Source organism: Gracilibacillus massiliensis (genome assembly GCF_001458115.1).
Taxonomy (GTDB): Bacteria; Bacillota; Bacilli; order Bacillales; family Amphibacillaceae; genus Gracilibacillus; species Gracilibacillus massiliensis.
The window spans coordinates 995,703-1,011,757 of the sequence record NZ_CZRP01000013.1 but is presented as its reverse complement, the minus strand read 5'-3'; the positions used below and the strand labels follow the sequence as shown (position 1 = coordinate 1,011,757).

13 protein-coding genes are annotated in these 16,055 nt (G+C 37.7%); 10 read left to right on the top strand and 3 right to left on the bottom strand.

The annotated features are described in order from the left end of the window. The first annotated feature begins 60 nt into the window (after window positions 1–60). The 4 genes from BN3107_RS16705 (at window position 61) to BN3107_RS16690 (ending at window position 5,436) form a co-directional block, all read left to right on the top strand. Complete coding sequence (locus BN3107_RS16705) at window positions 61–1,779, top strand: phospho-sugar mutase (protein WP_058308760.1); 1,719 nt, start codon at window positions 61–63, stop codon at window positions 1,777–1,779. A 288-nt stretch (window positions 1,780–2,067) separates the two neighbouring features. Next, window positions 2,068–2,832, top strand: a complete 765-nt coding sequence (locus tag BN3107_RS16700) for a TerC family protein (protein WP_058308759.1) — start codon at window positions 2,068–2,070, stop codon at window positions 2,830–2,832. A 62-nt stretch (window positions 2,833–2,894) separates the two neighbouring features. Further along, window positions 2,895–3,350, top strand: coding sequence for an OsmC family protein (locus BN3107_RS16695; RefSeq protein ID WP_058308758.1), 456 nt, complete (start codon window positions 2,895–2,897; stop codon window positions 3,348–3,350). A 691-nt stretch (window positions 3,351–4,041) separates the two neighbouring features. Then, the gene (locus tag BN3107_RS16690; RefSeq protein ID WP_058308757.1) at window positions 4,042–5,436 is read left to right on the top strand and encodes an L-cystine transporter; all 1,395 of its coding nucleotides are present in this window, start codon (window positions 4,042–4,044) and stop codon (window positions 5,434–5,436) included. Window positions 5,437–5,957: 521 nt separating this feature from the next. On the opposite strand, the gene BN3107_RS16685 is transcribed toward BN3107_RS16690, so the two are convergent. Further along, window positions 5,958–9,035: an efflux RND transporter permease subunit gene (locus tag BN3107_RS16685; protein WP_058308756.1), complete on the bottom strand. Its 3,078-nt coding sequence runs from the start codon at window positions 9,033–9,035 to the stop codon at window positions 5,958–5,960. A gap of 142 nt (window positions 9,036–9,177) precedes the next feature. On the opposite strand from BN3107_RS16685, the gene BN3107_RS16680 reads away from it, so the two are divergent. Continuing rightward, window positions 9,178–10,407 (top strand): aminopeptidase, encoded by a 1,230-nt coding sequence (locus tag BN3107_RS16680; RefSeq protein ID WP_058308755.1) that lies wholly within the window; start codon window positions 9,178–9,180, stop codon window positions 10,405–10,407. A gap of 118 nt (window positions 10,408–10,525) precedes the next feature. Beyond that, window positions 10,526–11,554 carry an acyltransferase family protein gene (locus BN3107_RS16675; RefSeq protein ID WP_058308754.1) on the top strand — a complete coding sequence of 343 codons (1,029 nt, stop codon included), beginning with the start codon at window positions 10,526–10,528 and terminating at the stop codon, window positions 11,552–11,554. A gap of 211 nt (window positions 11,555–11,765) precedes the next feature. Here BN3107_RS16675 and BN3107_RS16670 read toward each other — a convergent pair whose 3' ends face one another. Continuing rightward, window positions 11,766–12,626: a fructosamine kinase family protein gene (locus tag BN3107_RS16670; RefSeq protein ID WP_058308753.1), complete on the bottom strand. Its 861-nt coding sequence runs from the start codon at window positions 12,624–12,626 to the stop codon at window positions 11,766–11,768. A 122-nt stretch (window positions 12,627–12,748) separates the two neighbouring features. On the opposite strand from BN3107_RS16670, the gene BN3107_RS16665 reads away from it, so the two are divergent. From BN3107_RS16665 to BN3107_RS16650, 4 genes are all read left to right on the top strand, one after another. Then, window positions 12,749–14,086 (top strand): sodium-dependent transporter, encoded by a 1,338-nt coding sequence (locus BN3107_RS16665; protein ID WP_058308752.1) that lies wholly within the window; start codon window positions 12,749–12,751, stop codon window positions 14,084–14,086. Window positions 14,087–14,110: 24 nt separating this feature from the next. Next, a complete protein-coding gene (locus BN3107_RS16660) occupies window positions 14,111–14,389 on the top strand; it encodes a YwdI family protein (RefSeq protein ID WP_058308751.1) in 279 nt (92 codons plus the stop codon). Window positions 14,390–14,407: 18 nt separating this feature from the next. Next, on the top strand, window positions 14,408–14,776 hold the full coding sequence (locus BN3107_RS16655; RefSeq protein WP_058308750.1) for a DUF423 domain-containing protein: 369 nt from the start codon (window positions 14,408–14,410) through the stop codon (window positions 14,774–14,776). A 79-nt stretch (window positions 14,777–14,855) separates the two neighbouring features. Continuing rightward, window positions 14,856–15,137, top strand: coding sequence for a DUF4190 domain-containing protein (locus tag BN3107_RS16650; RefSeq protein ID WP_058308749.1), 282 nt, complete (start codon window positions 14,856–14,858; stop codon window positions 15,135–15,137). A 421-nt stretch (window positions 15,138–15,558) separates the two neighbouring features. Here the strand turns inward: BN3107_RS16650 and gerQ are convergent, their stop codons facing one another. Further along, window positions 15,559–16,011: a spore coat protein GerQ gene (gene gerQ / locus BN3107_RS16640; RefSeq protein WP_058308747.1), complete on the bottom strand. Its 453-nt coding sequence runs from the start codon at window positions 16,009–16,011 to the stop codon at window positions 15,559–15,561. Between the last annotated feature and the right edge of the window lie 44 nt (window positions 16,012–16,055).

Here is a 16,055-nt window from a genome sequence, read left to right as displayed (position 1 = left end):
TTTGAAAGACTATGCTACTATATATATCATATATAATGATGTCTTTAAGGGGGAAATCAAATGTCTTGGCAAGATACATTAAAGAAATGGACTTCTTTTACAGCACTTGATGAAAATTTATTAAAACAATTAAATGAGTTATCTAAGAATGAAAAAGATTTAGAGGATTCGTTCTATAAAAACTTAACCTTTGGTACTGGTGGAATGCGCGGTATGTTAGGACCAGGTACAAACCGAATGAATATTTATACGGTCCGCAAAGCTGTAGAGGGTTTGGCTAATTACATAATAGACAATGTCAATGATGCAAAGAATAGAGGAATCGTTATTGCCTATGATTCACGATATATGTCACAAGAATTTGCGGTAGAAGTAGCTAGAGTGCTAGGTGCACATGAAATAAAGGCGTACGTATTTGAATCACTGCGACCTACGCCATTATTGTCTTTTGCTGTACGACATCTTAAAACAGCAGCGGGAATAATGATCACAGCGAGTCATAACCCACCAGAATATAACGGATTTAAAGTATATAACGAAGACGGTGGACAAGTACCATTAAAAGAAGCAGCAGCCATTATTGAAGAAGTAAATAAAGTAGAAGATGAGCTACTTGTTCCTGTAAAAAGTCAAAGCGAAGTAGAAGAAGCTGGCCTTTTAGAATGGGTAGGTGAAGCAGTAGACCAAGCCTATTTAAAAGAATTAAAATCCATTCAGAAACAAAAAGTGGATAGCCAAGTGAAGATTGTATTCACTCCTTTACATGGTACTGCTTATGATTTAGTGATGAAAGGACTCACGCAAAGTGGTTTTGAGAATGTGGAAGTGGTAGAAGAACAAGCAAAACCAGACCCTGAATTTTCTACCGTTTCATCCCCAAACCCAGAGGAACATCAAGCATTTGAAATGGCGATTGCCGAAGGAAAAAAGAAAGATGCGGATATCCTAATTGGTACAGACCCTGATGCAGATCGTCTCGGTGTTGCCGTAAAAGATGGGAAAGGATCTTATCAAGTGCTTACCGGAAATCAACTAGGCTCTCTTTTATTGGATTACACATTATCACAACAAGACCCAGCAACATTGAAGAATGGTCAAGTAATCAAAACAATTGTAACTACGGAAATGGGACGAACAATCGCTTCTCACTACGGTGTAAATACAATAGACACATTAACAGGGTTTAAATTTATCGGTGAAAAAATCAAACAATTTGAATCCGATGACAAGCATTTCCTTTTTGGATATGAAGAAAGCTATGGTTATTTAATAGGTGATTTTGTGCGTGACAAAGATGCTGTTCAAGCAGCTGTAGCAGCCTGTGAAGTAGCAAGTTATTGGAAGGCTAAAGGCAAGACATTACTCGAAGCACTAGATACACTATATGCGCAACACGGTTATTACCTTGAGGGCATGAAATCCTTAACCTTGAAAGGTAAAGCTGGTGCTGAACAAATTCAGTCGATTATGAGCGATATTAGAAAACAACCTTTTGAAAGATTAGGTGGTTTAGATGTAATTGCTGTTGAAGATTATCAAATCAGTGAGAGATCACTCCCAATGGAAAATAAACAGGAAGAGATTATCTTACCAAAAGAAAATGTTATGAAATTTTTGTTAGAAGATGATGCATGGGTTTGTTTCCGTCCATCAGGTACAGAGCCAAAAATTAAAAGCTACTTTGGAGTAAAAACGAATAGTGCAGAAAAAAGTAAATCTCTATTAGAAAAAGTTCAATCGGAAGTAGAAGATCGAATTGATACAATAATTAATGCATAAAGCTTTGTTAACAAGAAGAACCTATGACTATCTGACGGATGGTAATGGGTTCTTTTTTATGTTAGAAGTAAATATTGACTTCTCCACATAAAAGAGCTATAGTAAAAACATACATAAAGGGGAGTAGCTGCACAATAAATGTCGTCATTTCGAGAAAATTCTCCGGCATTATTGGCAACTCTACGTTGTTAGCGAGACCTTTACCATCCATGGTAAAGGTCTCGTTTTTTTTGTGTGATCTTTACCAATGGGTGGAGATTATTTTTATTAACAAGGAGATGGAGACGAATGGAATTACTCATAGAATATGGGTGGGTATTAATCGTATTAATTGGTTTAGAAGGAATTCTTGCTGCAGACAATGCGCTAGTTTTAGCGATTATGGTGAAACACTTACCAGATGATCAACGAAAAAAAGCACTATTTTATGGTCTGGCAGGTGCCTTTGTATTACGTTTTGGCTCATTATTTATTATTTCTTTCTTAGTCGATGTATGGCAAGTGCAAGCGATTGGGGCAGCGTATTTATTATTCATTTCAATTAAACACTTATATGATACATTTAAGAAGAAAAATAAAGAAGAAGATCTGATTGAGGAAGGAAAAGAAAAGCAAGGCAGCAGTTTTTGGATGACGGTATTCAAAGTAGAAATGGCGGATTTAGCTTTTGCTGTCGATTCTATATTAGCGGCAGTTGCACTAGCGGTAGCACTTCCTGCGACAGGATTAGGAACGATCGGTAGTCTAGATACAGGACAATTTTTAGTAGTGCTAGCTGGGGGTATGATTGGTTTAATTATCATGCGTTTTGCAGCAAATGTATTTGTAAAATTACTCCATGATCGACCAGGGCTTGAAGTAGCGGCGTTTGTAATTGTCGGATGGGTTGGTATCAAACTAGTTGTAAGTGTATTAGCACATGAAGATGTTCATTTATTATCACATGACTTTGCTCATTCCTTACCATGGAAGTTAACCTTCTATCTAGTGCTTGTTGGTATAGCTGTAGCAGGTTGGTTTTTATCCAGCAAAAAAAATCAAGAAGCAGCTTAAACAAACTATTTTGTCCTACTGATTGGCACATATATAATTGTTGCTAGGAAGGGGGATAATATATGACTTTGCATCAATTTTCGTTACAAGCTACCTGGCCTGGTGGTCGAAATGAAGTAGGATACATTGAGGCAGGTAATTTACAGACAAAAATATCAATACCGCCTGAAATGGATGGGCCTGGTATTGGCACAAATCCAGATGAAATGTTATTAGGTGCTGCTGCTACTTGTTATTTGATTACAGTAGCAGCGATGATTGAAAGAGCAGAAATACCTTTAAAATCGTTAGAGCTAAGTTCTGTTGGAGATGTAGATGTCACAAACGGAGTATTTACTTATAAAAGAATTACCCACAGACCCACAGTGGTGTTGAAAAGTAATGCCACTGATAAACAGTTTTCGCGTTTACAAGAAATCGTAAAACAGGCAGAATCCTCGTGCATGATCTCCCGTGCCATCAAAGGAAATGTCGAACTTGTTTTAGAAGAAGACATATCAGTGGATAAATCAAAATGACATTGTGACAAGAAAAGCCCGAACGATTAAATCATCGTTCGGGTTTTTAATTTCATAAAAGATAGAAAGCCCGACATAACCTTGGGGTAATTATGAGATTTTATATGTGCTTTGCACCCGCTTCGGCTTGTCCGCTTCCCTTTCCGCGGGTTTTTACCCTAAGCTAACTTTTTAAGCAAAATTCGCTAAAAAAGTGGATCTTAGGGTAAAAACATCCCGCAGGAGTGAAAGCGGACGCCTGCGCTATTTTATACTCGACAACTTAAGCAAGAGGATACACCTTTGCTTCAACCACTATCTTTTGTGGTAATTATTCGTAGAAATAATCCAAAATGTTAGCATTTGTAAAAGTTGTAGAATCTCATTGAGCGTAGGCGGCCATTCCAACTCCTATGGGAATCGTTTTTCCTTCAGCTAACTTTTCCATGCGGTTTGTGCATGGAAAAGTTAGCTGAAGGAAAAACCCCATGGAAAGGGGAATGGCCAAGCTGAAGCGGATATTCCACACGTACATCATGTCAAAATTACCACTTCAGTTATGTCGCATAATCATTCGTTTGTGACATGATGGATACTTTTTAAAACTGGTATGCAATTTTTTTTACGTAAATCATATGATTGACATAGGGGTGAAATAATAGTAATATAATCAGAGTATTTCAATCGGATTAATCAAAGAGGGGGAAAGAGAATGGATACATTATTTATTATTATTAATATTGCAATAATGCTATTATTTATAGGTATTTTAATTGGGATGCAAAGGAAGTTTGTATCATTCAGTAAAAGAGTATTCGCTGGTTTAGGTCTTGGTATTCTACTAGGTGCTTTTTTACAGATTGCTTATTCAGTAGATTCTGAGGTTGTTAGTTCCACCACAGATTGGTATAACATCGTAGGTAGAGGGTATGTCAGACTATTAATGATGATTGTTATTCCACTTGTAATGGTTTCTATTATCCAATCGATTATTAACTTAGAGAAATCATCAGAATTAGGAAAAATGTCAGCATGGATTATTGGGATTTTAGTTTCTACAGCCATGGTTGCGGCAGTGGTAGGTGTAGCAAGCTCATCTATCTTTAATTTAAGTGCAGATCAAATTGAGATGGGTCAAGCAGAAGAGGACCGAGGGTTAGCATTAGAAGAGAGATTAGGTTCCTTAGAAGGAATGTCGACACCAGAAAAAATTCTTGAATTTATTCCATCTAATATCTTTTTAGATATGACAGGGGAACGCGCAACTTCTGTTATCGCTGTAGTTATTTTCTCCATATTAGTTGGGATCGCTGTATTAGGGATAAGAAGAAAACAACCGGAACAAGCAGAGAAATTTGTAGATATTGTCAATACACTTTACACAGTTGTGATGAGAATTGTTACGATCATCTTACGTCTTGCTCCATATGGTATTTTAGGGTTAATGGCCAACACAGTAGCACAAACGAATGTGGCAGGTATCATTGAACTCGGGAAATTTGTGGGTGCTTCCTATGTAGCGTTAATTGTCATGTTTATTATCCACTTGATTATTTTGGCGATTTTCGGATTAAACCCAATGACATATGTCCGAAAAGTATTGCCTGTATTGAGTTTTGCATTTACATCGAGATCAAGTGCAGGTACGATTCCATTAACAATCCAAGTACAGAGAGAAAGCCTTGGAGTGCACAGTGGTACCGCAAATATGTCAGCATCATTTGGCGCAACAATTGGTCAAAATGGTTGTGCGGGTATTTATCCTGCGATGTTAGCTGTGATGATTGCACCTACTCAAGGTATTGATCCATTATCACCAGGCTTTTTAGTATCATTGATTTTAATTATTGGTATTAGCTCCTTCGGTGTAGCCGGGGTTGGTGGTGGTGCCACATTTGCGGCACTTATCGTATTATCATCAATGAACTTACCTGTAGCATTAGCAGGTCTCTTAATTACAGTAGAACCGCTAATCGATATGGGACGTACGGCATTGAATGTAAATGATTCAATTCTTTCAGGAACACTAACATCGAAAATAATGAAAAAATTAAACATCAAAAAATATAACGATAAAGAAGCAGTCAACAAAGACATCGCACTATAAGAAAAAATCCCTCAAGCGAAAATAGCTTGAGGGATTTTTTGTATTATAACTAAGCCGTGAAGTAACTATAAGACTAGTTGAAATCGATACTAAGTAGACATAAGCTGCTGCGAAGTAATGACAATTTTGAAAGTTCGATGAGTGTTAGGCAAAAGCTCCGTCCATTTACTTCGCTTTCCGCGGGCGTCACCTCAGCCTCCTCGGCAGAAAATCACTGCCTGTGGGGTCTTCGGAAGACGCTTTTCCCGCTGGAGTCTACGTAAATGGACTACGCTTCCATAGTGTTCTACAAATTTAGAAACAGCTAGAATGTCGATATCACAGTATATTTCATCGTTTTTGAACAGAAATCTAATCAAAGCGGAGGAAAAATGCGACACTCCTGGGGGAACAGCACGAGCTGAAGATCCACTTGGTAAAGTGTTCTTCTTTACCAAGTTAGCTGAAGCCGTGCCCCCGGAAAGGGAGTGTTTTTCCGTAGCGCTGGATTAGCACTCACCTCAATACTTTTGCCAATAAACTTATGTCACGGGTGTTTTATTTTTCTTTTTGGAACTGATTCGGTCCATTGTAATATAAAACGCCGGTAACAGTAATAAGGTTAATATTGTCGAGAAGATAATGCCTGATACGATCGATACGGCTAATGGCTTGAACAAGACATCTCCCATAAAGATGATCGGGGTTAAAGCGGCGATCGATGTCAGTGTCGTTAGAATGATTGGCCGCAATCTTGCGCGTCCAGCGGCAATGATTGCCTCGACAATATTGTTATCATATTTCTCCTTATTTTGTTCAATAAATTCAATAATTAAAATCGAATTTCGAACGACAATACCTGATAGCGATACAATACCTAAAACAGCTAAGAAACTTAACGGTTGGCCACTTACAAATAAACCAACGATAGCCCCGGTTACCGCTAAAAAGACCGTGCTGGTAATTAAGACTGGCGTCAATAATGAATTAAACTGAATAGCCAGTGTAATATAAATTAAAAACAATACGACTACAAATAGTTTGGCCACTTCTACAAAGAACTCTGTTTCCGCACTTGCTTCCCCGTCTTGGTTTAATGCATAGTCTCCATTTAAGGAAGCCAGTTCAGAACGCATATTATCTATAACTTCTGTGGTATCAGCAGCAAAGTCCCCCGTTTCCGCTTCATAGGCAGAAATCGTAATCGTTCGTTCCCCATTCTCATGTGTAATTGCTGCAATTTGCTCATCCGTATTGATCGAGATAAACTCATCATACGTATAGAACTCAGGAACTCCTTCGTCTGATGTTACAACTGCAGTTAATGCACTTAGATCAATAGCGTCCTGCTCTCCTTCATTCAAAGTCAGTTCCATGCTGGTTCGTTGATTATCTACTTCAATATCTGATAATGGAAGACCTGAATTCGCTAATTGCAGGGTGCCGGTTATTTGACTAATTGGAATATTATTTTCTGCTAAAAAGTCACGATCGATATCATATGTTTTTACCGGCTGACTTGTACCTGCATTAACAGTTGCAATCTCAACCGAATCAAGTGCATTTAATTCTTCTTTTAAAGTTGTTGCGTTCTCTAATAAAGTATCTAAATCAGGCCCTTGTAACTTTAATTCTAATGCAGCAGATGGAGGCGGTCCGGAAACGATCGTTTCTAAGAATATCTCTCCATCAGGAAACTGGTCACGTAATTCTTTCTGATATTTATCAATAAACGCACTAGCAGAAGTGTTGTCTCGATCAACGCGCACTACAATCTGACCTGTATTTTCACCTGATCTGTTTAGACCAGAATTAAAAATGTTTGGCAAACCTCCACCTGTATACCGAGCTGTTTCATTGATGTGGTCTGCATTGTTTATAATATAATCTTCAATATCTCCTAAGTACTGATCGGTCTGATCCATCGGAGTCCCCTCATCTAACGTTAAGGAGAGTGTTACTTCTTCGCGATCCGCAGCAGGGAAAAATTCAAAAGGTACTTTAATTGCTAATAATAATAATAGGATACAAGCGATCACACCACTAATTACGGTTAACCAAGGCTTTTTGATCGTTGCCGGCAGTATCGTTTTAGCATAGCGATCTTCCAACCAACGGAAAAAGTTTGTCAATAATCCAATTCGACGCTTTTTCGAGCGATAAATCGCTAATTGTCTCGTATATTGTACAGTAGGTACCACCGTTAGTGCTAATAAAGTGGAAGCAATTATCGTTCCCATTAGCGCAATAGGCAAGGCGCGAATAAAGGCACCATTACTACCAGATAAGAAAGTTAAAGGGAAAAAGCTAAAAACAATCAATAGAGTCGATGTTACAATAGACACACCTACTTCTTTTACCCCTCTTTTTGCGCCTTCTAATGGAGCGTCACCTAATTGATAACGGCGCATAATATTGTCATTGACGACAATCGCGTCATCAACGAGGATCCCAATGGCTACAATGATACCGATAATTGAGATTTGATTAAGATCGACTCCTGTATATGGTAGCGGGATTAATCCGACAATTATCGAAATTGGGATAGCAAATGCTACTAAAATAGCAGATGATAATGGTAAACCTAATATCATTATTACAATAACGGCGAACAAGGATATCGCAAATGATATTATTAAATTGGTGTACACTTCATCGATAACCGTACTTTGAGAATAAAAACGTTCTGCTGATACCTCTTCAGGCAACTCTTGCTTTAATTCGGTCACCTTTTCATCTATCTGTGATTGAAGACTTGTAATATTGACACCATCTTCTGCAAAAATAGTTAAGGACAAGGCGGCTTGTTCCTGATAGGCAATCATATCTTCTAATGATTCATTTTCAACAGAGATAGATGCTACATCTGATAATTCAACTTCTTCCTCATTTGAAGTAGTAATAGGTATTGTATCTAGTTGACTAATTTCATCAATTGATTCAATATTCAATAAAATATTCTGCTGCTCATTTTTTTCGGTTCCTAAAGCGGTCGGACTCAGCTCGTTTTGAAGTGTTTCAATAACTTGATTTGGCTGAATTCTTTGCTCTGATAATTCTTCTTCATCAAGAGAAATAACAACCTTCTGATCTGGTAATCCTTTTACCGAAACAGAGTGAACACCACTGATCGCTGTAATCGTTTCTTTCCATGTATCGATCTGGTCTCTGATTTCGTATAGTTGCTCTCGATTATCGCTCAAAAGATGATAGGTAGCAACACTAGAAGTAACAAGGTCTGTGGTCACATCAGGGGATAATGCTTCATCTGGAAAATTTTTTTGTGCATCCTGGACAGATTGTCTAATCGTGGAATACACGGAATCTGTATTACTGGTGTCATCTAGTGTGATCGTAACAGTAGAAAACCCATTGGTAGAGGCAGATGTAACTTGATCTACACCTTCAATATCGATTATTTGATCCTCGATCGGAGTTGTGATTACTTGTTCGACTATTTCGGGGTTTGCACCTGGATAAACGGTGGAAACTGATGCGATGTTTTGTTCAATTTCGGGAATATCTCGTTTGGGAGTTTGTAAGTATGTGAATATTCCAGTAATAATAAATAATAGTACGAAAATCCAAACAATTTTACGGTACTTTAGTAATGTCTCCAATTCATTCACCTCATCTATAAAATCTCTATTTCTATTAATGCCACACGGGGTCTAAGAAGTAAACAAATAAGTCTAGTATTTGCATTTTTCGATTAGTGAGGTAGCATATTATAATAGTACACTAAATCGAGGAGGATCAAACATGAATTTATTGAAGAAATACGCACAATTAGCATTACGGACAGGCGTCAATCTACAAAAGGATCAAGGGTTACTAGTACAAGCACCAATCGAGGCAATTGAATTTGTTAGAATTGTTGTTAAAGAGGCCTATCAAATCGGTGCAAAAAATGTTCATGTCGAATGGAAGGACGATGACTTAACCTATTTGAAAATGAAACATGCACCAATGGAAGTGTTAGAGACTTTTCCCAAATGGCGTAAAGATGCAATGATTGGGATGGTAAAAGACGGATATGCCGTATTAAATATATATGGAGAAAACCCGGATTTATTAAAAGATATTGACGGTACCCGAATGGCCGCTGTCACTATGGCAAGTTCAAAAGCATTAAAAGAGTATCGTGATTATATGATGAACGACAAAGCAAGATGGTCAATTGTAGGCTATCCAACAACAGAATGGGCAGAAAAAATATTCCCAAAATTACCAGCAGATGAAGCAAAGGATAAATTATGGAAAGAAATATTCCGTATTGCGCGTGTCGATCAAGAAGATCCGATCGACGCTTGGAAAAAACATAACCAATTGCTAAAAGATGCTCGTGAGTACTTAAATCATAAGAATTATCAGAAACTACATTTTCAGGCAGAAGGTACGGACTTAACCATTGAATTACCTAAAGGTCATATATGGCACGGAGGAGCAGCGAAAGCTACAGATAACGTAACATTTAATCCAAATATACCGACAGAAGAAGTATTTTCAATGCCGCATAAATATGGCGTCAATGGTAAAGTGACCAGTACAAAACCGTTAAGTTTTCAGGGACAGTTAATCGAAAATTTCACATTAACATTTAAAGATGGAAAAGTTAGTGACTATACCTGTGAAAAAGGAGAACAAGCACTGAAACAATTACTAGAAGCAGATAATGATGGCGCATCTCGACTTGGGGAAGTTGCCTTAGTGCCGCATGAGTCCCCGGTATCCCAAGCAGGCATTATTTTCTATAATACGTTATTTGACGAAAATGCCTCATGTCATATTGCGTTAGGAAAAGCTTATCCAACCAATATTAAGGGTGGGTCAGATATGAATGACAAAGAAATGGATCAACATGGTGTCAATGATAGTATCGTTCACGAAGATTTTATGATTGGTTCAGCTGAAATGGATATTGATGGCATTACTGTTGATGGTGAAAGGGAAGCGATTTTCCGGAACGGGGCATGGGCGGTTATTTTTTAACATTTCTTTTAAAAAGGTAACAGCGTAATTACATTTCGTTAACAATAACTTGATTTACTTTTTGTTCTTCCTTTTAGAGGGTATTATTGAATAAAAGCGTACAAAGGGAGAATAAAACATGCAAAGAGAAGCTTATTTTGACAATGCGAAGCTCCTGTTTATATTTTTGGTTGTATTTGGTCATTTAATTCAACCATTAAAAAATCATATTGAATTGGTTGATGTATTGTATCAATGGATATATATTTTTCACATGCCAGTTTTTGTTTTAGCAAGTGGATTTTTTGCAAAAGGATCAAGTGATAAAGGATATATCATCAAATTAGCAAAGCGGATTTTAATTCCATACTTTTTGTTCCAAATTTTTTATTCGATCTATTTTTTAGGTATTGGTAAAAGCAGTTGGGATAATACCTTGTATGACCCACATTGGGGACTATGGTTCTTATTAAGTTTATTCAGCTGGCATCTTTTATTAATTGCCTATCGTAAGCTGTCGCCATGGTTAGGTATCTTTACTGCCTTCTCAATCGGTATTTTGATTGGGTATGTACCTATGATTGGACCAGACTTTAGTTTATCTAGGACACTTGTTTTCTTTCCATTTTTCTTAATTGGGTATTGGTTATCGAAAAAACAATTGTTCAGCTGGCGAACGGCCAATAAGAAAGCAATAGCGGTTGGTATCTTAGTAGCTGTATTTGTTGTAAGTTATGTTACACCGACGATACCAGCACAGTGGTTATTCGGTTCACAATCTTATCAAACATTAGATGCTGCTACGAGTGGTGGACTGTATAGAGCTATTCTGTATGTAGTTGCAACCTTAATGGTGTTTTCGGTATTGCTATTAATACCACGACAACGATATTCATTTACGCCTTTAGGGCAAAATACAATGTATGTCTATTTATTGCACGGTGTCATTATTCAGTATGGTCGCCAAGCAAATTTACTCGCTGTTGACCATAACTTGGACACAATTGGTTTAGCAGTAATAGCAGCAGCCATTGTCTGGTTTTTATCCTCTAAATGGGTGGCGTTGTTCGCGCAACCTATTGTAGAAGGAAAGACAGATGGCTTGCATCGATGGTGGGAAGAACGAAGTAAAAAGGAAACGTATAATTACAAAGAAAAGTCATCGTAATGATGGCTTTTCTTTGTCTGAAATTAAGAGTAAGTATATAGAAAGTGTTCTTCACGGGATAACATGATGGGTTAACTGGATATCAAGACTTATCCCGTCAAGCGATCACTATATCCCGTGAGTAGGAAAGATTATCCCGTCTACAACATTACATTTCCCGTGAAGTACTATTGTCACAAATTTGCAGTTGCAGTCTTTTTCTATGGATTAATTAAGCTGTATAATGTTTAAGTATACGATCAACACTGGTGCCATAGCTTTCACCGAACAGATTTAAATGCACCATTAGGTAGAACAATTGATAAAGCGGTTTGATATCCTCATAATAATCCTTTAATGGTAAGGTCGATTGATAGCTAGCATAAAAATCTGCTGGAAAACCACCAAATAGTTCGGTGAAGGCTATTTCAAATAACGGATCACCATAGACAATCGAGGGATCAATCAGATAAGGCTTCCCGTTTAATCCTGCTAACCAATTTCCACCCCATAAGTCACCATGTAATAGCGAGACACGAGGTGCGTGCGGCACGTATTGATCAAGCCTAGTTAATAGCTGTTCCATTCGTTTTAGACGTTTACCAGTCATGCTGCCGTTTGAAATCGCTAAATTCATTTGCGGTTGTAAACGTTGCTCACGATAATAATCTAGCCAGCTATCAAAAAGAAGATTTTCTTGTCTGATTTCACCGACAAAGGTCGATCTGTCCAAACCATATTGATCGCCAACATTAGTGGAGTGGAGTGCCGCTAGATCTTCCCCTAACCATTTACCGGTTGAAGCATGTTTTGCACCTTCCACCCATTCCATTATCAAGAATATTTCTTCGTCATTCTGTGCAACATCATAATGAAATACTTCAGGCACATTGATCGTTTTCGTTGCGCGAATTCTATCTAAACCTTCTGCTTCTGCTTGAAAAAAGGTAGCAGATACCTGTTTATTGGATTTAATAAAATAGGTTTGTGCTGCAGTTTCAACAAAATAGGCTTGATTAATGTCACCGCCAGAGACCGACTGGATTGTTTTTATTTTTGAGTGATCACCAATTGAGCGTAATTTATTTTCCATTTTTCCACTCCTTTAACAACGATTCTTCTGTAAAGTATACCATCATGAAAACAAGGTAGAAAAGGATACTATGATCGTGTACAATAGGGAAGGCTTTATAATAATAGAGTGAGGTGACAGAAATGCAACGAGAAAATTGGGCATCTAGACTTGGCTTCATGTTAGCGGCGATGGGCTCAGCAGTCGGTCTTGGAAATATATGGCGTTTCTCCTATGTCGCAGGTGAAAATGGTGGAGGCGCATTTTTAATATTATATATTATAAGTGTTTTAGTAATCGGGATTCCGTTATTGTTAGTGGAAGTGAGTATCGGTAGAAAAGCACAACAGGATATAGTTGGCTCTTATAAAAAATTAGCACCTACACAACCATGGTTTATGGTTGGTTATCTAGGGGTAGCGAGTGCCTTTTTGATACTAAGCTTTTACAGTGTTGTTGCTGGATGGGCCCTTTATTATTGGTGGGGCTATGTCACTGGTGTAATGGCTGAAATGCCTGATATCGGTTATGGCGGTTCTTTTGACGCCTTCATTACACAAGATTATGCGCCATTATTTTGGCATGCTTTATTTATGGGAATTACCATGTTAATTGTATTAGTAGGCGTAAAAAAAGGGATAGAACTTGCCAATAAAATATTAATGCCTATTTTAGCATTAATGATGATTGCACTTGCGATTTATAGTGTGACATTACCTAATGCAAGCGCGGGGTTAGCCTTTTTGTTCCAACCTGATTGGTCTGTGTTAGAGGACCCCTCTGTTTATATTGCGGCTTTAGGACAAGCATTCTTTTCTTTAAGTCTTGGTGTAGGTACAATGATGACATACGGTAGTTATTTATCGAAACAGCATCAGCTGCCAGGCGCCACAGTGGGAATTGGGGTAATGGATACGTTATTTGCAATTATTTCAGGTGTCGTGATTTTTCCAGCGGTATTTGCGTTTGGCATTGATCCAAGCTCAGGACCACCACTTGTTTTTATAACGTTACCAGAGATTTTTTATCAAATGAACTATGGGGCTATAATAGGATTGGTTTTCTTTACAGCTTTAAGTTTAGCTGCTGTATCATCATCAATCTCTTTATTAGAAGTACCCGTTGCCTATGTGATGCGGGCAGCAAATATGTCACGAAAACTTGCTTCCATATTAGTTGGTATTGTCGTCTTTATTTCAGGTGTGACAGTATCTTTAGGGATGGGACGATGGAGTGGAGTGACTTTGATCGGGGATCGGAATATTTTAGATTCAATGGATTTTCTTTCATCTAATGTCTTTTTGCCGATCGGTGGTGTAACGATGGCACTGTTTGTAGGATGGTATTTTACGAAGCAAGAAGCATTAGAAGCGTCCGATTTAACTAATCAATCTATTGGCCAATTGTGGTATATCTTAGTGAAATTTATCGCACCGCTTATCATTGCTATCATTTTCTTAAATTCGTTAGGGATTGTATAATAGCATCAAAGGGGATGAACAACAATGGCGATTACTAATCAGAAGATTTTAAGAAAAATTATTGCAGAATGTGAACAAGCATTGCAAAATGAATCAAAAGTAAGAGAGCATGCAAAAGCGGTTCATTCATTAACAGACTTATTACTAGACCAGGATAGCCCTACTCAAGCTTCATCAGCTACTTCTATAGATGAAATAGAATGGCGTAAGATGGTCGGAGAACAAGCACCTAAACAGGAAATAAAACAAGAGAAAAAGATAGAAGCAGACGGTGCAAATGGTGATTCATTGTTTGATTTTTAAAAGAGAGAGGGGATTAGGATGAAAATCTTTTTATTGTTAGGTATTATCAATGGTTTTCTTGCAGTGGCGTTGGGAGCTTTCGGTGCCCATGGCCTAGAAGGTAAGTTATCAGAGAAAATGTTAGCAACTTGGGAAAAAGCAGTAAACTATCAAATGTTTCATACGGTGGCGTTATTAGCAACAGGATTATTAATGCAAAAAATAACAGCGGGTTCAATTGTTTCCGCTGGCTGGTTCTTTTTTGCGGGAATTATTTTATTCTCAGGAAGTCTGTATCTTTATTCCACTACATCAATCAAAACGTTTGCGATGATTACACCAATTGGTGGTCTAGCATTTTTGATTGGCTGGGTACTGTTAGGGTATGCTGTTGTCAAATATATATAAGTGATAATGACCCTTTGACGAAAGTGAAGGGTCATTGTATTATTATAAGGTGTTATATTTTGGAAAGGAGGATGAATCGATGGAAGAGCCGCAACGCGTAGTTGTTGAACAACCTGAAAGTAATGGGATCGCTGTAGCTGGTATGGTTTTAGGTATTATTGGTGTTGTATTAAATATTATTCCAGTATTCCCATATATTCTTGGTGTGTTAGCAATTATTTTTGGTATTGTAGGGCTAAATAAGCCAGTCAAACGGGGTATGGCTAAAGCTTCTTTAATTTTAGGTATCGTTACACTGGCAATGAAAATTATTTTTTGGGTAATTGTAGTACTATTCAGTGCTGCTGGGAGTGGGATGTAGAGAGATAATAACACCCGATCCGGCCTTGTTCGCTTCTCTTTCCACGCCGCCCTCCGGAAAGAGAAGTGTGCAAGCTGGATCGGGTGTTATACTCATGATTTCCTTCAAAAATACCTCTTATATGATGAAAAATACCAAGATTAAAATAGCCCATACAGCTATTCCCCTTAGCAAATATTGGGAGAAGAAAAAATGATTACCTTGTTTTCGTTCTTTATAAGCTTCAATAAAAAGGTTACCGCTCAAGCTAATAAGAGCAAGTAGCCCAAATAATATCGAGTTACTTCGCCAAGCAAGCACAGTAAATACAAGAGTAATGCTAAAAGATGCAATGGTTATTTCATGAATAGTGGCCTTATTGTTCATAATCAAATCCTTTCAAAAAAATGACACAAGCAAGTTTGCCTGTGTCAAAAGTAAACTATCTAGGTGAATAGGAAGCCATTTGATTATATGGATAATCGTAAGCTATTTCTTCATCAAACGTAATATAATCTAAGTACACCATTAATAAAATATACCTTTTCCCTGTTTCTGGATCACTTAAAATAATATGGTCACGTCCAGCTGCTTCGACAATTCCTTTAAATACTTTAGCATTCCAACGTTCATTATTCTCAAACGTCATGTACACTGTTGCCTTTTTACCCTTATTCAATCGTAAGATATTTTCTATATATGATTCTTCGACTGGTAACATGCCAGGTGTGTCGGATACTTTTGGCTGTTGTTGTTGCATTTGCCCCATTTGATTCATTTGACCAGCACCAGGATATTGATATCCCCCTTGTTGTCCGTAAAAAGCCTGGGGATTATACTGTGGTATGCTTGCCCCTTGTTGATAAGGCTGTTGCCTGTTTTGATTTAGACTCATCCGTGTGTCTCCTTTCTTGATCGGGAATTAAATTCGAGCTTATT